General features: G+C 73.4%; 16 protein-coding genes. All 16 read left to right on the top strand.

The genetic code is table 11. The annotated features are described in order from the left end of the window. The first annotated feature begins 137 nt into the window (after nt 1–137). On the top strand, nt 138–710 hold the full coding sequence (gene pyrR / locus ASD19_RS02000; protein ID WP_055988316.1) for a bifunctional pyr operon transcriptional regulator/uracil phosphoribosyltransferase PyrR: 573 nt from the start codon (nt 138–140) through the stop codon (nt 708–710). Next, on the top strand, nt 707–1,681 hold the full coding sequence (locus ASD19_RS01995) for an aspartate carbamoyltransferase catalytic subunit (protein ID WP_055988315.1): 975 nt from the start codon (nt 707–709) through the stop codon (nt 1,679–1,681). Before pyrR ends, ASD19_RS01995 begins: the two co-directional genes overlap by 4 nt. Further along, nucleotides 1,678–2,985: a dihydroorotase gene (locus tag ASD19_RS01990; RefSeq protein ID WP_055988313.1), complete on the top strand. Its 1,308-nt coding sequence runs from the start codon at nt 1,678–1,680 to the stop codon at nt 2,983–2,985. Before ASD19_RS01995 ends, ASD19_RS01990 begins: the two co-directional genes overlap by 4 nt. Continuing rightward, nucleotides 2,982–3,491 carry a PH-like domain-containing protein gene (locus ASD19_RS01985; protein WP_055988310.1) on the top strand — a complete coding sequence of 170 codons (510 nt, stop codon included), beginning with the start codon at nt 2,982–2,984 and terminating at the stop codon, nt 3,489–3,491. The genes ASD19_RS01990 and ASD19_RS01985 overlap by 4 nt, the downstream gene beginning before the upstream one ends. Further along, a complete protein-coding gene (gene carA / locus ASD19_RS01980) occupies nt 3,491–4,669 on the top strand; it encodes a glutamine-hydrolyzing carbamoyl-phosphate synthase small subunit (RefSeq protein WP_055988307.1) in 1,179 nt (392 codons plus the stop codon). Before ASD19_RS01985 ends, carA begins: the two co-directional genes overlap by 1 nt. Next, on the top strand, nt 4,662–7,979 hold the full coding sequence (carB, locus tag ASD19_RS01975; RefSeq protein ID WP_055988305.1) for a carbamoyl-phosphate synthase large subunit: 3,318 nt from the start codon (nt 4,662–4,664) through the stop codon (nt 7,977–7,979). Before carA ends, carB begins: the two co-directional genes overlap by 8 nt. A gap of 13 nt (nt 7,980–7,992) precedes the next feature. After that, a complete protein-coding gene (gene pyrF, locus ASD19_RS01970) occupies nt 7,993–8,862 on the top strand; it encodes an orotidine-5'-phosphate decarboxylase (protein ID WP_055988302.1) in 870 nt (289 codons plus the stop codon). Further along, nucleotides 8,855–9,775 carry a guanylate kinase gene (gene gmk / locus ASD19_RS01965; RefSeq protein ID WP_055988301.1) on the top strand — a complete coding sequence of 307 codons (921 nt, stop codon included), beginning with the start codon at nt 8,855–8,857 and terminating at the stop codon, nt 9,773–9,775. Before pyrF ends, gmk begins: the two co-directional genes overlap by 8 nt. Before the next feature lie 77 nt (nt 9,776–9,852). Beyond that, the gene (gene rpoZ / locus ASD19_RS01960; RefSeq protein ID WP_055988299.1) at nt 9,853–10,107 is read left to right on the top strand and encodes a DNA-directed RNA polymerase subunit omega; all 255 of its coding nucleotides are present in this window, start codon (nt 9,853–9,855) and stop codon (nt 10,105–10,107) included. Between the two features lie 90 nt (nt 10,108–10,197). After that, on the top strand, nt 10,198–11,385 hold the full coding sequence (gene metK / locus ASD19_RS01955; RefSeq protein WP_055988297.1) for a methionine adenosyltransferase: 1,188 nt from the start codon (nt 10,198–10,200) through the stop codon (nt 11,383–11,385). A 14-nt stretch (nt 11,386–11,399) separates the two neighbouring features. Further along, on the top strand, nt 11,400–13,394 hold the full coding sequence (locus tag ASD19_RS01950) for a hypothetical protein (RefSeq protein WP_055988295.1): 1,995 nt from the start codon (nt 11,400–11,402) through the stop codon (nt 13,392–13,394). 65 nt (nt 13,395–13,459) lie between these two features. Continuing rightward, nucleotides 13,460–14,398 carry a methionyl-tRNA formyltransferase gene (gene fmt / locus ASD19_RS01945; RefSeq protein ID WP_055988439.1) on the top strand — a complete coding sequence of 313 codons (939 nt, stop codon included), beginning with the start codon at nt 13,460–13,462 and terminating at the stop codon, nt 14,396–14,398. Beyond that, nucleotides 14,395–15,849 (top strand): RsmB/NOP family class I SAM-dependent RNA methyltransferase, encoded by a 1,455-nt coding sequence (locus tag ASD19_RS01940; protein ID WP_082542909.1) that lies wholly within the window; start codon nt 14,395–14,397, stop codon nt 15,847–15,849. Before fmt ends, ASD19_RS01940 begins: the two co-directional genes overlap by 4 nt. 8 nt (nt 15,850–15,857) lie before the next feature. Continuing rightward, the gene (gene rpe / locus ASD19_RS01935) at nt 15,858–16,541 is read left to right on the top strand and encodes a ribulose-phosphate 3-epimerase (RefSeq protein ID WP_200941037.1); all 684 of its coding nucleotides are present in this window, start codon (nt 15,858–15,860) and stop codon (nt 16,539–16,541) included. A gap of 229 nt (nt 16,542–16,770) precedes the next feature. Further along, a complete protein-coding gene (locus ASD19_RS01930; protein WP_055988291.1) occupies nt 16,771–17,034 on the top strand; it encodes a phosphoribosyl-ATP diphosphatase in 264 nt (87 codons plus the stop codon). Nucleotides 17,035–17,074: 40 nt separating this feature from the next. After that, on the top strand, nt 17,075–17,914 hold the full coding sequence (gene hisG / locus ASD19_RS01925; protein ID WP_055988289.1) for an ATP phosphoribosyltransferase: 840 nt from the start codon (nt 17,075–17,077) through the stop codon (nt 17,912–17,914). Nucleotide 17,915: the final 1 nt, after the last annotated feature.

Here is a 17,915-nt window from a genome sequence, read left to right as displayed (position 1 = left end):
CCTTCGGGATCCGGCCCCTTTCCCGTTGTGTGGCGATGAAGCCCGGCCTGTGGAGCCGCGTGCGAGCGAAGCGAGCTGTAAGATGAACTCACCTGCACCTTTAACACCGTCCCGTGAGGCGGAGAAGGGAGAGGCCGATGAGCACGCGCGCGACCGAACGCACTGTGCTGCATGACGCCGACATCGCGCGGGCCCTGACTCGGATCGCACACGAGATCCTCGAGTCCAACAAGGGCCCCGACGATCTGATCCTGCTGGGCATCCCGACCCGCGGCGTCACCCTGGCCCGCCGGCTCGCCGCGCTGATCGAGCGCTTCGCGGGCGTCGCGGTCCCGGTGGGCGCCCTGGACGTCACGATGTACCGCGACGACCTGGCGAAGCACCCGACGCGCACGCCGCACCCCACCGACATCCCTGCCCCGATCGACGGCAAGGTCGTGGTCCTGGTGGACGACGTGCTGTTCTCGGGCCGCAGCATCCGCGCGGCGCTCGACGCGCTGCAGGACATCGGACGCCCCGCCGCCGTGCGCCTCGCGATCCTCGTCGACCGCGGGCACCGCGAGCTGCCGATCCGCCCCGACTTCGTCGGCAAGAACCTGCCGTCCGCCCGCAGCGAGCGCGTCAACGTGCGCCTCTCCGAGGTCGACGGCGCCGAGGACGGCGTGTCGATCGAGACGCCCGCCGGCCGCACCGAGGAGGCCGGCGCATGAGGCACCTGCTCGACACCCGCACGCTCGCGCGGGAGGACGCGATCCGCATCCTCGACGCCGCCGAGGACATGGCCGACACGCAGTCCCGCGAGGTCAAGAAGCTGCCCACACTGCGCGGCAAGACGGTCGTCAACCTGTTCTTCGAGGACTCGACCCGCACGCGCATCTCGTTCGAGGCCGCGGCGAAGCGCCTCTCGGCCGACGTGATCAACTTCGCGGCCAAGGGCTCGAGCGTGTCCAAGGGCGAGAGCCTGCAGGACACCGCCCAGACGCTGCAGGCCATGGGCGCCGACGCCGTGGTCATCCGGCACGGCGCGTCGGGCGCCCCGCGCACGCTCGCGACGAGCGGATGGATCGACGCGGGTGTCGTGAACGCCGGCGACGGCACGCACGAGCACCCCACGCAGGCGCTGCTCGACGCGTTCACCATGCGCAAGCGCCGGTACGGGGCCGACAGCCGCGGCCGCGACCTCGAGGGCTTCCGGGTCGCGATCGTGGGGGACATCCTGCACTCCCGCGTCGCGCGCTCGAACGTCTGGCTCCTGCACACGCTCGGCGCGGAGGTGACGCTCGTCGCGCCTCCCACCCTGCTGCCGCAGGACATCTCGCTGTGGCCCGTCACCGTGCGGTACGACCTCGACGAGGCGATCGCCGCCGGCCCGGACGCCCTGATGATGCTCCGGATCCAGCTCGAGCGCATGTATGCCGCGTATTTCCCCTCTGAGCGGGAGTATTCGCGCCGCTGGGGGCTGGACCCGGTGCGGCTGGCGGCCCTGCCGGCCGGTAGCATTGTGATGCACCCCGGACCCATGAACCGGGGCCTGGAGATCTCCGCCGAGGCGGCCGATTCGCCCCGCTCGACCGTGCTCGAGCAGGTCAAGGCGGGCGTGTCCGTGCGGATGGCGGTGCTCTACCTGCTGCTGGCGGGGGAGCGGACGAACGCGGAGCGAACGACGGAGGAGGAGCGATGAGCGAGGTGCTCCTCATCACCGGAGCGGCGATCGAGGGCGGGGACCGTGCGGACCTGCTGATCCAGGACGGCCGGATCGCCGAGGTCGGCAGCGGCCTGTCCCGCGCCGGCGCGCGCGTGATCGACGCCGACGGGCTGATCGCGCTGCCAGGCCTGGTCGACCTGCACACCCACCTGCGCGAGCCGGGCTACGAGGCGAGCGAGACGATCCTGACCGGCACGCGCGCGGCGGCCGCGGGCGGCTACACGGCGGTGTTCGCGATGCCGAACACCTCGCCGGTCGCGGACGTCGCCGGCGTCGTCGAGCAGGAGCTCGCGCTCGGCGAGGCGGCCGGCTACGCCACGGTGCAGCCCATCGGGGCGGTCACGGTCGGGCAGAAGGGCGAGCGGCTCGCGGAGCTCGGCGCCATGGCGGACTCGCGCGCGAAGGTGCGCGTGTTCAGCGACGACGGCTTCTGCGTGTGGGACCCGCTGATCATGCGCCGCGCGCTCGAGTACGTGAAGGCCTTCGACGGCGTCGTCGCGCAGCACGCGCAGGACCCCCGCCTCACCGAGGGCGCCCAGATGAACGAGGGCGTCGTGTCGGCCGAGCTGGGTCTCGCCGGATGGCCCGCGGTCGCCGAGGAGTCGATCATCGCCCGCGACGTGCTCCTCGCCGAGCACGTCGGCTCCCGCCTGCACGTGTGCCACCTGTCGACGGCCGGATCGGTCGACATCATCCGCTGGGCCAAGAAGCGCGGCATCGACGTCACCGCCGAGGTCACGCCGCACCACCTGCTGCTGACCGACGAGCTCGTGCGCGACTACGACGCCCGCTACAAGGTCAACCCGCCGCTGCGGACCGCCGAGGACGTCGAGGCTGTGCGCGAGGGCCTCGCGGACGGCACGATCGACATCGTGGCGACCGACCACGCACCGCATCCGTCCGAGAGCAAGGCGTGCGAGTGGCAGGCCGCCGCGAACGGCATGGTCGGGCTCGAGAGCGCGCTGCGGGTCGTGCACCAGTCGATGGTCGAGACCGGCCTGCTCGACTGGGCGGGCGTCGCGCGCGTGATGTCCAAGACCCCCGCGCGCATCGGACGCCTCGACGGTCACGGCACCGACCTGGTCGCCGGCGCGCCCGCCGAGGTCGTGCTGTACGACCCGTCGCGCGGCGGCGAGTTCGGCCTCGAGGACCTGCGCGGCCGCAGCCGCAACTCGCCGTATCTCGGACGCGAGCTCCCCGGCAGCGTCCGGTGGACGATCCACCGCGGCTACGTCACGCTCGCCGACGGCGAGCTGGTCGAGCTCGGGGGCACCGCGTGAGCGGCGAGGTCACCGTCCTGGTGTTCGCCGGGATCGCGCTCGCGCTGATCGCGCTGATGCTGTGCGGCTGGCGCCGTCGCGCCCGCCGCGACGCGGGCATCGCGGCGCCGCTCGGGCCCGCCCGCGGCGAGAGCCGCGGGGTCTTCGGCGGCCTGTACGTGGCCACCACGCGCCACGATGCGCCGCTCGACCGGCTGGCCGTGCGCCACCTCGCGTACCGCTCGCGCGTGCAGGTCACCGTGACGGCCGCGGGCGTCGCCCTGGACATGCCGGGCCAACCCACGGTCTTCCTCGACGCGACGCGCATCGCGGGCGTCGGCCGGGCCACCTGGACCATCGACCGCGTCGTCGAGCCGGGCGGCCTCGTGCTGCTGGCCTGGACCGCCGACGACGGCACGATCTGCGACACCTACCTGCGTCTGCAGGACGGAGACCCCGACGCCCTCGTGGCCGAGGTCGACCGCCTGCGCACCGACTCCGCCTCCACCCCGACGGGAGCCCTGTGATGACATCCCTGCTCGACCGCACTTCGCTGCTGGACCGGGACCCTGCGGTCCTCGTCCTCGAAGACGGCACGCGCTACGCCGGCCACGCGTACGGCGCGCGCGGCACCACGCTCGGCGAGGTGGTCTTCACCACCGGCATGACCGGCTACCAGGAGACCCTGACGGATCCGTCCTACGCCGGCCAGATCGTGCTCCAGACCGCGCCCCACATCGGCAACACCGGCGTCAACACGGAGGACCCCGAGTCGCGCCGCGTCTGGGTCGCCGGCTACATCGTGCGCGACCCCTCGCGCGTCGTCTCGAACTGGCGCGCGGAGGAGTCGCTCGACGACGCCCTCGAGCGCGACGGCATCGTCGGCATCAGCGGCATCGACACGCGGGCGATCACGCGCCACATCCGCTCGGCCGGCAGCATGCGCGGCGGCATCTTCTCGGGCGAGGCCGCGGGCCTGGACGCCGACGAGCAGCTGCGTCTCGTGAACGAGGCCCCGCAGATGACCGGACAGAACCTCTCCGGCCAGGTGTCGGTCGAGGTCGCCGCCGTGACCCCCGCCGACGGCGAGAAGATCGGCAACCTCGCGGTGATCGACCTCGGCATCAAGCAGGCCACCGTGAACAACCTCGCGCGCCGCGGCTTCGAGGTGCACGTCCTGCCGCAGAGCGTCACCAAGGAGGAGCTGCTCGCGATCGACCCGGTCGCGGTGTTCTACTCCAACGGCCCGGGCGACCCCGCCGCGTCCGAGGGCCACGTGCAGCTGCTGCGCGGCGTCCTCGACGAGGGCCTGCCCTTCTTCGGCATCTGCTTCGGCAACCAGCTCCTCGGCCGCGCGCTCGGCCTGGGCACCTACAAGCTGCCCTTCGGTCACCGCGGCATCAACCAGCCGGTGCGCGACAAGCTCACGGGCCGCGTCGAGATCACGGCTCACAACCACGGCTTCGCGGTCGACGCGCCCCTCGAGGGCGAGTTCGACAGCCCCGCCGGCTACGGCCGCGTCGAGGTCAGCCACGTCGGCCTCAACGACAACGTCGTGGAGGGCCTGCGCGCCCTCGACATCCCGGCCTTCTCGGTGCAGTACCACCCCGAGGCCGCGGGCGGCCCGAACGACGCCAACTACCTCTTCGACCGATTCCGCGACATGGTCGTGGAGCACCTCAGCAAGAAGGACGCGAATGCCTAAGCGCGACGACATCTCCTCCGTCCTCGTCATCGGATCGGGCCCGATCGTCATCGGTCAGGCCTGCGAGTTCGACTACTCGGGCACCCAGGCGTGCCGCGTGCTGCGCGAGGAGGGCGTCCGCGTCATCCTCGTGAACTCGAACCCGGCCACGATCATGACCGACCCCGACTTCGCCGACGCGACGTACATCGAGCCGATCACCCCCGAGGTGATCGAGACGATCATCGCCAAGGAGAAGCCCGACGCGATCCTGCCGACGCTGGGCGGCCAGACCGCGCTCAACGCCGCCATGGCCCTGCACGAGCGCGGCATCCTCGAGAAGTACGACGTCGAGCTGATCGGCGCGAAGGTCGAGGCGATCCAGAAGGGCGAGGACCGCCAGATCTTCAAGCAGCTGGTGCTCGACGCCGGCGCCGACGTCGCGCGCAGCGTGATCGCCCACACCATGGACGAGGTGCTCGCCGGCGCCGCCGAGCTCGGCTACCCGCTGGTCGTCCGCCCCTCGTTCACGATGGGCGGCCTCGGCTCGGGCTTCGCGTTCGACGAGGAGGACCTGCGCCGCATCGCCGGCCAGGGCCTGCGCGAGTCGACCACCACCGAGGTGCTCCTGGAGGAGTCGATCCTCGGCTGGAAGGAGTACGAGCTCGAGCTCATGCGCGACACGGCCGACAACACGGTCGTGGTCTGCTCGATCGAGAACGTCGACCCGGTGGGCGTCCACACGGGCGACTCGATCACGGTCGCCCCGGCGCTCACGCTCACGGACCGCGAGTACCAGAAGCTGCGCGACATCGGCATCGACATCATCCGCGCGGTGGGCGTCGACACCGGCGGCTGCAACATCCAGTTCGCCGTCAACCCGGCCGACGGCCGCATCATCGTCATCGAGATGAACCCCCGCGTGTCTCGCTCGTCGGCGCTCGCGTCGAAGGCCACGGGCTTCCCGATCGCCAAGCTCGCCGCCAAGCTCGCGCTCGGCTACCGCCTCGACGAGGTTCCCAACGACATCACGGGAGTGACGCCCGCGTCGTTCGAGCCCACGCTCGACTACGTGGTCGTGAAGGTGCCGCGCTTCGCGTTCGAGAAGTTCCCGGCCGCCGACCCGACGCTCACCACGACCATGAAGTCGGTCGGCGAGGCCATGGCGATCGGCCGCAACTACGCGACCGCGCTGCAGAAGGCGCTGCGCTCGATCGAGAAGCGCGGCTCGAGCTTCCACTGGGGCGACGAGCCCCGCTCGGTCGACGAGCTGCTGCTCGAGGCGCGCACGCCCACGGACGGCCGCATCGTGCTCGTGCAGCAGGCGCTGCGCAAGGGCGCCACGGTCGAGCAGGCGTTCGAGGCCACCGCGATCGACCCGTGGTTCCTCGACCAGATCGTGCTGATCAACGAGGTCGCCGAGGCGGTCGCCGACGCCGACCGGCTCGACGAGCGCGTGCTGCGCCTCGCGAAGGAGCACGGCTTCTCGGACGCCCAGATCGCGCAGCTGCGCGGCCTGAGCGAGGTCGAGGTGCGCGGAATCCGCCACGGATTCGGCCTGCGCCCCGTCTACAAGACGGTCGACACGTGCGCCGGGGAGTTCCCCGCGCTCACGCCGTACCACTACTCGAGCTACGACTTCGAGACCGAGGTCACGCCCTCCGACCGCAAGAAGGTAGTGATCATCGGATCGGGCCCGAACCGCATCGGCCAGGGCGTCGAGTTCGACTACTCGTGCGTGCACGCGTCGTTCGCGCTCTCGGCCGCCGGCTACGAGACCGTCATGGTCAACTGCAACCCCGAGACCGTCTCGACCGACTACGACACCTCCGACCGCCTGTACTTCGAGCCGCTGACGCTCGAGGACGTGCTCGAGGTGCTGCACGCCGAGTCGCTGTCGGGCGAGATCCACGGCGTCGTGTGCCAGCTGGGCGGCCAGACGCCGCTGGGCCTGGCCAAGGGCATCGAGGCGGCGGGTTATCGCATCCTCGGCACCAGCCCCGCCGCGATCGACCTCGCCGAGGACCGCAAGCTGTTCGGCGAGATCCTGGAGCGCGGCGAGCTCGTCGCCCCGCGCAACGGCACCGCGACCGACGAGGCCGAGGCCGTGCGCATCGCCGAGGAGATCGGCTACCCGGTGCTGGTGCGCCCGAGCTTCGTGCTCGGCGGACGCGGCATGGAGATCGTGTACGACACCGCGAGCCTGCGCGACTACTTCGTACGCATCGCGGAGCACGCGATCATCGGCTCCGACGCCCCGCTGCTCGTGGACCGGTTCCTCGACGACGCCGTGGAGATCGACGTCGACGCGCTCTACGACGGCCACGAGCTCTACATCGGCGGCGTCATGGAGCACCTCGAGGAGGCCGGCATCCACTCGGGCGACTCCAGCTGCGCGCTGCCGCCCATGTCGCTCGGCCGCACCGAGATCGACCGCGTCCGCCAGGCGACGCTCGCGATCGCGCAGGGCGTGGGCGTGCGCGGCCTGCTGAACGTGCAGTTCGCGATCAGCGCCGGCGTGCTCTACGTGATCGAGGCGAACCCGCGCGCCAGCCGCACCGTCCCGTTCGTGTCCAAGGCCCTGGGCATCCCGCTCGCCAAGGCCGCCGCGCGCATCATGGCGGGCGAGACGATCGACGCGCTGCGGACCGAGGGGCTGCTGCCCGCGGTCGACGGCTCGCGCGTACCGATGGACTCGCCGGTGTCGGTCAAGGAGGCGGTGCTGCCGTTCAAGCGCTTCCGCACCCGCGACGGCCAGATCGTGGACTCCGTGCTGGGCCCGGAGATGCGCTCGACCGGCGAGGTCATGGGCATCGACCGCGACTTCCCGACCGCGTTCGCGAAGAGCCAGGCGGCCGCGTACGGCGGCATCCCGCTCGGGGGCACGGTGTTCATCTCGGTCGCCGACTCCGACAAGCGGGACGTGCTGCTCCCGGCGCACCGCCTGCAGCAGCTCGGCTTCACGATCCTCGCGACGGAGGGCACGGCCGAGATCCTGCTGCGCAACGGCATCCGCGCCGAGGTCGTGGGCAAGTACAGCGCGACGCAGGAGACCGGCGAGGAGAACATCGTCGACCTGATCAACGCGGGCCGCGTGGACATGATCGTGAACACGCCGAGCGGCATGTCGGCGCGCGCCGACGGCTACGAGATCCGCGCGGCCGCGGTCGGCGGCGACAAGGCGCTGTTCACCACGATCGCGACGCTCGGCGCCGCCGTGAGCGCCATGGAGACCATGGCCGACGGCTTCCGCGTCAAGAGCCTCCAGGAGTACGCCGCCGAGCGCGAGGGCCGGACGGCCGCCGCGCCGGAGGCGGTGGCGGCCCGATGATCCGGGGACGGCTGTGACGACGTTCGGGGAGCGCGCCCGCGCCGCGATCGGGCGGCACGGGCACCTCTGCGTCGGCATCGACCCCCACGAGCCTCTGCTGGCGGCGTGGGGGCTGGCCGCGGACGCCGCGGGCGTGCGCGAGTTCGGCCTGCGCGTCGTGGAGGCCGCCGCGACGCGCGCGGGCTTCGTGAAGCCGCAGGTGTCGTTCTTCGAGCGCCACGGATCGGCGGGGCTCGCGGCCCTCGAAGACGTCCTGGCGGCCGCGCGTGCGGCCGGGCTCGTGGTGATCGCGGACGCCAAGCGCGGCGACATCGGCTCGACCATGGACGCCTATGCCGCGGCGTGGCTGACGCCCGGCGCGCCGCTCGAGGCGGACGCGCTCACCGTGAGCCCTTACCTCGGGGTCGGCGCCCTGGCGGGCACCTTCGACCTCGCGCACGCCCACGGCAAGGGCGCTTTCGTGCTGGCCGCGACCAGCAACCCCGAGGCGACCGCGCTGCAGCGCGCCGTCACGGCCGGCGGCGCCACGGTGTCGTCCGAGATCGTCGCCGAGGTGTCGGACCGCAACGCGGCCGCGATCGCCGACGGCGCGTGGGGGAGCATCGGGTTCGTGATCGGCGCCACGGTCGACTGGGCCGAGGCGGGCCTCGCGCCGTTCGCGCCGCTCGCCCCGATCCTCGCGCCCGGCTTCGGCCACCAGGGCGCGCGCGCTGATCGGCTCGCCTCCATCTACGGGCCCATGGCGCCCGCCGTGATCGCGAGCGAGAGCCGCAGCATCCTGTCGGCCGGACCCGACGGGATCGCCGACGCGATCGCCGCGGCCGCCGCCTCCTACCCGCCCGCCGCCCCGTCACCCGCCCGAGGGGAGACCCCCGATGTCTGACGCCGCACCGAGCTCGCAGCGGCCGCCGGAGGTGGACCGCGCCGCCGCCTCGCGCAAGGCCGTCGCCGCCCGACGCGCCCGCGCGTCGCTCAAGCGCGACCTCGCGACCCGTGTCGTCACGCCGCAGGAGGTGCTGCGCCGCGCGGTCGCCGATCCGGCGTCGCCCGCCGGCACCCTGCGCGTGCCGGACTTCCTGACGGCCCTGCCGGCCATCGGCGAGGGCAAGCGCGACCGCATCCTGACCCAGCTGGGCATCTCGCCCGTCAAGCGCCTGGGCGGCCTCGGCACGCGGCAGCGCGCCGCGCTGCAGGAGTGGCTCGACCGCCGCATGCCCGAGCCGCGGCCGCGGCCCGGTCGCAGCCGGCTGCTCGTGCTCGCCGGTCCGACCGCGGTCGGCAAGGGCACGGTCTCGGCCCGCATCCGCGAGGAGCACCCCGAGATCCTGGTCTCGGTGTCGGCGACGACCCGCGCGCCGCGCCCGGGTGAGGTCGACGGCGTGCACTACTACTTCGTGGACGACGCCGAGTTTGACCGGATGATCGCGGAGGGCGAGCTTCTCGAGCACGCGGTGGTGCACAACAAGCACCGCTACGGCACGCCGCGCGGCCCGATCGACCGCGCGCTGGCGGAGGGGCGCACCGTCCTGCTCGAGATCGACCTGCAGGGCGCCCGCCAGGTGCGCGCCGCCGAGCCGAGCGCGTCGCTGGTGTTCCTGCTGCCCCCGAGCTGGGACGAGCTGGTCAACCGACTCGTCGGTCGCGGCACCGAGGACGAGGAGGAGCGCGCCCGCCGGCTGCGCACCGCCAAGGTGGAGCTCGCGGCGCAGGGGGAGTTCGACTTCCACATCGTGAACGAGGACGTCGCCACCGCCGCGCGCCAGGTCGTAGACTTGACGCAGGCGTCCGAGCGCTGATCGCCGCGTGCCCACGCGGCCGCGCCCGGCCCCGACCGTCTTCCCGCGACTGCCGTCGCCCGCACAGGAGGTTCCGCATGACCACGGAGAACAAGGGCATCATCGACCCGCCCATCGACGAGCTGCTCGACAAGGTCGACTCGAAGTACCAGCTCGTGATCTACGGCGCCAAGCGCGCCCGCCAGATCAACGACTACTACACCGACCTGCACGAGGGGAACCTGTTCGACAACGTCGGCCCGCTGGTCGACTCGTCGGTCGAGGACAAGCCGCTCACGATCGCGCTGCACGAGATCCACCAGGACAAGCTGCGCCTGCGTCACGCGGAGTAACAGCACACTCGCGCTCCGCGCCGAGGACCGCACGGTGTCGGCGGTCGCCGCCAGAATAGGCGGCGACCGCCTTTCATTTGAGGAGAGCACATGAGCCTTCGGCTTTTCACGTCAGAGTCCGTGACGGAGGGGCACCCGGACAAGATCTGCGATCAGATCTCCGACAGCATCCTCGACGGTCTGCTGGCGCAGGACGCCGAGAGCCGCGTGGCGGTCGAGACCCTCGTCACGACCGGCCTCGTGCACGTCGCGGGCGAGATCCGCACGGAGGCGTACGTCGAGATCCCGGCGATCGTCCGCGGCGTCATCAACCGCATCGGCTACACGTCGAGCGACATGGGCTTCGACGGCGACTCGTGCGGTGTGAGCGTCTCGGTCGGCGAGCAGTCGAGCGACATCGCCGCGGGAGTCGACAAGGCCCTCGAGATCCGCGAGGGCTCGTCCGACGCGTACGACGCGCTCGGCGCGGGGGACCAGGGCATCATGTTCGGCTTCGCGACGAACGAGACGCCGCAGCTCATGCCGATGGCCGCCTGGACCGCGCACCGCCTGGCGGAGCGGCTGACCGAGGTGCGGCGCAACGGCGAGATGCCGTTCCTGCGGCCCGACGGCAAGACCCAGGTCACGCTCGGCTACGAGGGCTTCACGCCCAAGACCGTCGACGGGGTCGTGATCTCGGCGCAGCACCACCCGAAGATGACCCAGGACGAGCTGCGTGGCGAGATCGAGGAGCTCGTCATCCGCCCGGTGCTCGAGCAGACCGGCCTCGACCACGAGGGCGTCAAGCTCTACATCAACCCGGCGGGCCCCTTCGTGACCGGCGGCCCCAAGGGCGACGCGGGCCTCACGGGCCGCAAGATCATCATCGACACCTACGGCGGCGCCGCGCGTCACGGCGGCGGCGCGTTCAGCGGCAAGGACCCCTCCAAGGTCGACCGCTCGGCGGCCTACGCGATGCGCTGGGTCGCCAAGAACGCGGTCGCCGCGGGCCTGGCCGATCGGCTCGAGGTGCAGGTCGCGTACGCGATCGGCAAGGCGAACCCCGTGGGCCTGTACGTCGAGACCTTCGGCACGGGCCGCGTCTCCGACGACGCGATCGTCGACGCGATCCGGTCGGTGTTCGACCTGCGCCCCGCCGCGATCCTCGAGGCGCTGGATCTGAAGCGCCCGATCTACGCGCAGACCGCGGCGTACGGGCACTTCGGACGCGAGCTGCCGGACTTCACGTGGGAGCAGACCACGCGGGTCGACGAGCTGCGCCGCGCCGCCGGGCTCTGACCGGAGACAGCCGGATGCCGCGGCGCGTCGCGCGCGTGCTGATCGACTCGCCCCTGCCGCAGCTCGATCGCCTCTTCGACTACGCGATCCCGGACGAGCTGCGGGAGCAGGCCGTGCCGGGCGTGCGGATCAAGGCGCCGCTGCGCACCGCGGGGCGCGTGGTCGACGGCTACGTCGTCGAGGTGGGCGACGAGTCCGACGGGGACCGCGCGCTCTCGGAGATCGACGCGGTCGTATCGGCGGCGGCGGTGCTGCCGGAGCGGCTCTACACGCTCGCGCGCCGGGTCGCGGATCGCGCGGCGGGCTCCGCCGTCGACATCCTGCGGCTGGCGATCCCGAAGCGCCAGGTGCGCGTCGAGAAGCAGTGGCTCGCGGGGGAGCGCGCGCCGGCCCCGGTCGTCGCGGCGGACTCCCTCGAGACGGCTCGCGCGGTGCTCGACGCCTACCCCGGCCTCGCCGAAAGGATCGCCGCGGGCGGGCGGATCGCGCTGGACGCGCCGCCGCGGCTCGAGGGCGCGCGGCCGGCATGGACCTCGGTCCTCGCAGCCGCGGCGGCCGCCACGCTCGCGGCGGGACGCTCGGCCGTGCTGGCGGTTCCCGATCACCGGGATCTCGACCTGCTGCACGCCGCGCTCTCGGCGCTGCTCCCGGACGACGCCGTGGTGCGTCACGACGCCGGACAGACCGGGCCCGAGCGGTACCGCGGATTCCTGCGCACGCTGGAGGACGCGCCGTGCGTCGTGGTCGGCAACCGGTCGGCCGTGTACGCGCCGGTCGCCCGGCCGGGCCTCCTCGCCCTCTGGGACGACGGCGATCCGCTGCTCGAGGAGCCGCTGGCGCCGTACGTGCACGCGCGCGACGCCGCGCTCGTCCGCCAGGAGCTCGCGGACCCGGAGACGGGGGAGAAGCCGGCGCTTCTTCTCGCGGGGCACACCAGGTCGACGGACGTCGAGCGGCTGGTCGCGGTGGGATGGGTCGAGGACGTCCCGCCCGCGCGCCGCTACGCGCCGCGCGTGGTCCTCAGCGCGGTGACGGAGAGCGAGCGGCCCGGTGCGCGCATCCCGTCCGCGGCGTTCCGCGCGGCCCGCGAGGGGCTCGCCGAGGGGCCGGTCCTCGTGCAGGTGGCCAGGCCCGGGTACTCGCCCACGCTCGTGTGCGCCGACTGCCGGGCGCCGGCGCGATGCCGGCACTGCGGCGGGCCGCTCCACGCGCCCGGGCGCGGCGCCACTCCCGTGTGCGGGTGGTGCGGCCGGTCGGCGACCGCCTGGACGTGCCCGGCCTGCTCGTCGCCGCGCGTGCGCCTGGCATCCTCGGGCAGCGAGCGCACGGCCGACGAGCTGGGTCGCGCCTTCCCGGGCGTGCGCGTGATCGTGGCCGACGGCGCGCACCCGGTGCGCGAGGTCGACGCCCGCCCCGCGCTGGTGGTCGCCACGCGCGGGGCGGAGCCGATCGCCGAGGGCGGGTACCGCGCCGTGCTGCTGCTCGACGGCGACCGCATGCTGCAGGCGCCCGAGCTGCGCATCGGCGAGTCCTGCCTGCGCTGGTGGTCCAATGCCGCCGCCCTGGCGGCGCCGGACGCCCCCGTGCACCTGGTGGGCGTCACCGGCGCGGTCGCCCGCGCCCTCGCGACCTGGACCCAGGCGTCCTACGCGCGCGCCGAGCTGCACGAGCGCGCGCCGCTGCGGATGCCGCCCACCGCGCGCGTGGCCCGCCTCGAGGGCGACGTCTCGGCGGTCGACCGGGCGCTCGCCACCCTGCGGGCCGACGTGCCCGAGCTCGCCGCCGACGCCGTGCTCGGGCCGGTGCCGATCGACCGGCAGGGCTGGCCCGGCGCGCGTGCGCTGGTGCGCTTCGACTACGCGCGAGGCGCCGCGGTCGCGACCAGCCTGCGCGCGTCGGTCGTCTCGGAGGCCGTGAGCGCGCGCTCGGCGCGCAAGGGCTCGGCGAGGTCCCGGGCGCCGCGGAATATGCTTACGGCGAGGCTCGACATCGTCGAGCCCGAACTGTGAATGCGCCCGCTCCGTGGCGCGCGAGGCGAGGGATGCGGATGACCACTGATCGACGAGCTCCGCGGCTGAGGATCGTGTTCGCCGGGACCCCGTCGGTGGCGGTGCCGTCGCTGCACGCCCTCCACGCCGCCGGCCACGACATCGCCGCGGTCGTGACCCGCCCCGATGCGCCCCTCGGACGCAAGCGCGTGCTCACCCCGTCACCCGTCGCGGCCGCCGCGGAGGAGCTCGGCCTGCCCGTGATCAAGGCGGCCCGGCTCGACGCCGAGGCGACGGAGCGGATCGCGGCGCTGGACCCGGAGCTCGCGGTCGTGGTCGCCTACGGCGGGCTGGTGCGCGAGCCGCTGCTCTCGCTGCCGCCGCACGGCTGGATCAACCTGCACTTCTCGCTGCTGCCGCGCTGGCGCGGGGCGGCGCCGGTGCAGCGGGCGCTCATGGCCGGCGACCGCGTGACGGGGGCCGCAGTGTTCCGGCTCGTCCCGGAGCTGGACGCCGGGGACGTGTTCGACGAGCTGCGCTACGACGTGCCCGCGGACGCCACGGCGGGCGATGTGCTCGAGGCGCTCGCGGATCTCGGAGCGGGGCTCCTCGCCGACGTCGTCGACGGCATCGCGGCGGGAACGGCGGTCGCGGTGCCACAGAAGGGCGAGGCGACGCACGCCGCCAAGCTGTCGATCGACGACGGCCTGCTCGACTGGCGCGAGCCCGCGGACCGCGTCCTCGACCGGTTCCGGGGCGTGACCCCCGAGCCGGGCGCGCACACGCTGCTCGACGGAGCGCGCTTCAAGATCCTCGCGGCGCGGCCGGCGGACGCGGACGCGGAGGAGCCGCTGCCGCCCGGCCGGGCGCGGGCGGTGAAGCGCGGCGTGCTGGTCGGCACGGGCACCGAGCCGATCCTGGTGGAGCGCGTGCAGCCCGCGGGCAAGGCCGCGATGGACGCCGCCGCCTGGGCGCGCGGCACGCGCGCCGACGTCGTCTTCGAGACGCCCGAGGCGACCCGATGATGGTCGAGCACCGCGACGGAGGCGCGCGCCCCCGCCGGTCCGCGCCCGGTTCCGCGCGGCCCCGCCGCGCACCCGGCGGACCGCGCACGCTCGTCCAGCCCGCGCGGCGCGCCGCCTACGCCGTGCTGCGCGCCGTGAACGAATCCGACGCGTACGCCAACCTGCTGCTGCCGCGCGAGCTGGAGCGCGCCGGCCTGTCGGGCGGCGACGCCGCGCTCGCGACGGAGCTGACGTACGGAACGCTGCGGCGCCTCGGCACCTACGACGCCGTGATCACCGCGGCGGCGGACCGCGACGCGGCGTCGATCGACCCGCCCGTGCTGGACGCGCTGCGCCTCGGCGTGCATCAGCTCATGGCCACGCGCGTCGCGTCGCACGCGGCCGTGAACGAGTCGGTGTCGCTCGCCCGCGAGGCCTCGGGCGCGGGCGCGGGGGGCTTCGCGAACGCGGTGCTCCGGCGCGTCGCCCGCGACAGACCGGGCGAGTGGATGGCGCGGGTCGCGGACACCGCGCGCTCCGACGACGAGCGCATCGGCCTCGAGGCCGCGCACCCGGTCTGGATCGTCCGCGCGCTGCGCCGCGCCCTCGCGGCCGAGGGACGCGCGGACGAGCTCGACGACCTGCTCGATGCCGACAACGTGTCGCCCCGCGTGACCATGGCGGCGCTGCCGGGGCTCGCCGAGCCTGACGGGCTCCGCACCGCGTACTCGCCCGTGGGCTTCCGGCTGCGCTCGGGCGACCCCGAGCCGCTGGTGCGGGAGTCGGGCGGCACCGTGCGCGTGCAGGACGAGGGCTCGCAGCTCGTCGCGCTCGCGCTCAGCCGGCACGCGCCGGTCGAGCCGGGGGAGCGGTGGCTGGATCTCTGCGCCGGCCCCGGCGGCAAGACGGCCCTGCTCGCGGCCGAGGCGCTCGCACACGGCGCGCGGCTCGAGGCCAACGAGCTCGTGCCGGCCCGCGCGGGCCTGGTGCGGCGCGCGCTGGAGGCGGTGCCGCTCGAGGTCGTCGTGCACGAGCGCGACGGACGCGAGCTGGCCGCCGAGAATCGCGGCGTCTACGACCGGATCCTCGTCGACGCGCCGTGCACGGGGCTCGGCGCGCTGCGCCGCCGCCCCGAGGCGCGCTGGCGCAAGCAGCCGTCGGACGTCGCGGAGCTCGCCGAGATCCAGACCGGCCTGCTGCGCGAGGCGATCGGCGCCCTGAAGCCGGGCGGCGTCGTCGCTTATGTCACGTGCTCGCCGCACCTCGCCGAGACGGCCGCGATCGTGGCCCAGGTGCGGGACGAGCTCGGCGACGCGGTCGAGGAGCTCGACGCGCGGGCGGTGCTGCGCCGGGTGTCGCGCGGCGCGCTCGACCTGCCGGTCCCCGAGAGCGGTGCCGGGCATGCGCAGCTGTGGCCGCACCGCCACGGCACCGACGCGATGTTCCTGGCGCTCCTGCGCCGCCGCCGATAATGGACCACATGCCGCATCCCTCGGACCTCCCCGCGCCGCGCATCAACCCGAGCATCCTGTCGGCGGACTTCGTCAACATGCAGGACGAGCTCGCCCGCATCTCGGCGGCGGACTTCGTGCACGTGGACGTCATGGACAACCACTTCGTGCCGAACCTGACCTTCGGTCCGCAGATGGTGGCGCGCATCCAGGACACCAGCCCGGTGCCGCTCGACGTGCACCTCATGATCGACGACCCCGACCGCTGGGCGCCGGGATACGCGGAGCTCGGTGCGGCGTCGGTGACGTTCCACCTCGAGGCGGCGGCCGAGCCCATCGCGCTGGCCCGGCGGCTGCGGCAGATCGGCTCCCGCGCCGGCGTCGCGGTGAAGCCCGCGACCGACGTCGAGCAGCTGTTCGAGCACCTGCACGAGTTCGACCAGATCCTCGTGATGACGGTCGAGCCGGGCTTCGGCGGCCAGTCGTTCCGCGCCGACACGATGCCCAAGCTCCGCCGCCTCGCCGACGAGACCCGCCGGCGCGGCGCCGACGTGTGGCTCCAGGTGGACGGCGGCATCTCGGCGTCGACCATCGAGCAGGCCGCCGAGGCCGGCGCGGACACGTTCGTCGCCGGATCCGCCGTGTACGGCGCCGACGACATCGACGTGGCGATCGATACGCTCCGCCACCTCGCCCGCCCGCATCTTCATTGATTTCTCACGCCCGCGTGAGGGCGCGCTTCGCGCGCGGGCCGCATCCGCGGCACGCTCGCTGCGCTCGCACGACGGTCGAGGTCCAACGCCCGGTCGTTGAGCGGAGGCGAGGAACGAGCCGGAGTCGAAACGTGGCTGCACCCGCCTTACGGCCGCATGCCGGGGGCGCGGTGCCGACACTGACCCGGTGCGAGCGGAGCGGGCTTCGGATCCCCGGTAGCCTTGAGGGGTGAAGACTTTCGACGCGCTGTTCGCCGAGCTGAGCGAGAAGGCGCAGACGCGGCCCGAGGGATCGGGGACCGTGGCGCAGCTGGACGCCGGCGTGCACGCCATCGGCAAGAAGATCGTCGAGGAGGCCGCCGAGGTCTGGATGGCCGCCGAGTACCAGTCGGACGACGAGGCCGCCGAGGAGATCTCGCAGCTGCTGTACCACGTGCAGGTCATGATGCTCGCGAAGGGCCTGACGCCGGCCGACGTCTACCGACATCTGTAGGCCGCTCCCCGCCTCGTCGACCCCTCACCCGAAAGCACCCATGCTCCGCATCGCCGTCCCGAACAAGGGATCCCTGTCCGAGACCGCCGCCGAGATGCTCGCCGAGGCCGGCTACGCCGGCCGCCGTGACTCGAAGCAGCTGCACCTGATCGACGCCGCGAACGACGTCGAGTTCTTCTTCCTGCGTCCGCGGGACATCGCCACCTACGTGGCGCTCGGCGCCCTCGACGTCGGCATCACCGGGCGCGACCTGCTCCTGGACGTCCGGATGCCCGCGCGCGAGATCGAGTCGCTGGGCTTCGGCGACTCCACGTTCCGCTTCGCGGCCCCTCCCGGCCGCTTCGAGACGCTCGAGCAGCTCGAGGGCGTGCGCGTCGCGACCGCCTACCCGGGTCTCGTGGACGCGTTCCTCGACGAGCGCGGCGTCGCCGTCGACATCGTGCCCCTGGACGGCGCGGTCGAGTCCGCCGTGAAGCTCGGCGTCGCCGACGCGGTCGCCGACGTCGTGTCGACCGGCACCACGCTGCGCCAGGCGGGCCTCGAGATCTTCGGCCCCGTGCTGCTCGAGTCCGAGGCCGTGCTCATCACGGGCCCCAAGGACGTCGAGGGCACCGAGACGCTGCTGCGCCGCCTGCGCGGCGTGATGGTCGCGCGCCAGTACGTCATGGTCGACTACGACCTCCCGGCGAAGCTCGTCGACCGCGCGGTGGAGATCGCCTCCGGCATCGAGTCGCCCACCATCTCGCCGCTGCGCGACCCCGAGTGGGTGGCCGTGCGCGTGATGGTGCCCCGCAAGGGCGTCAACCGCGTGATGGACGACCTGTACGAGCTGGGCGCGCGCGCGATCCTCGTGACGGCCATCCACAACGCGAGGCTGTAGC

The sequence above is a fragment of the Microbacterium sp. Root53 genome (assembly GCF_001426925.1).
Classification (GTDB): Bacteria; Actinomycetota; Actinomycetes; order Actinomycetales; family Microbacteriaceae; genus Microbacterium.
This window is presented reverse-complemented; position numbering and strand designations above follow the sequence as displayed.

What these genes read in the sequence shown, in the direction of transcription:
- ASD19_RS01950 (WP_055988295.1), top strand. Translation starts at nt 11,400, where the DNA reads ATGCCGCGGCGCGTCGCGCGCGTGCTGATCGACTCGCCCCTGCCGCAG.
- pyrR (WP_055988316.1), top strand. Translation starts at nt 138, where the DNA reads ATGAGCACGCGCGCGACCGAACGCACTGTGCTGCATGACGCCGACATC.
- metK (WP_055988297.1), top strand. Translation starts at nt 10,198, where the DNA reads ATGAGCCTTCGGCTTTTCACGTCAGAGTCCGTGACGGAGGGGCACCCG.
- gmk (WP_055988301.1), top strand. Translation starts at nt 8,855, where the DNA reads ATGTCTGACGCCGCACCGAGCTCGCAGCGGCCGCCGGAGGTGGACCGC.
- hisG (WP_055988289.1), top strand. Translation starts at nt 17,075, where the DNA reads ATGCTCCGCATCGCCGTCCCGAACAAGGGATCCCTGTCCGAGACCGCC.
- carA (WP_055988307.1), top strand. Translation starts at nt 3,491, where the DNA reads ATGACATCCCTGCTCGACCGCACTTCGCTGCTGGACCGGGACCCTGCG.
- carB (WP_055988305.1), top strand. Translation starts at nt 4,662, where the DNA reads ATGCCTAAGCGCGACGACATCTCCTCCGTCCTCGTCATCGGATCGGGC.
- rpe (WP_200941037.1), top strand. Translation starts at nt 15,858, where the DNA reads ATGCCGCATCCCTCGGACCTCCCCGCGCCGCGCATCAACCCGAGCATC.
- ASD19_RS01995 (WP_055988315.1), top strand. Translation starts at nt 707, where the DNA reads ATGAGGCACCTGCTCGACACCCGCACGCTCGCGCGGGAGGACGCGATC.
- ASD19_RS01940 (WP_082542909.1), top strand. Translation starts at nt 14,395, where the DNA reads ATGATGGTCGAGCACCGCGACGGAGGCGCGCGCCCCCGCCGGTCCGCG.
- ASD19_RS01990 (WP_055988313.1), top strand. Translation starts at nt 1,678, where the DNA reads ATGAGCGAGGTGCTCCTCATCACCGGAGCGGCGATCGAGGGCGGGGAC.
- rpoZ (WP_055988299.1), top strand. Translation starts at nt 9,853, where the DNA reads ATGACCACGGAGAACAAGGGCATCATCGACCCGCCCATCGACGAGCTG.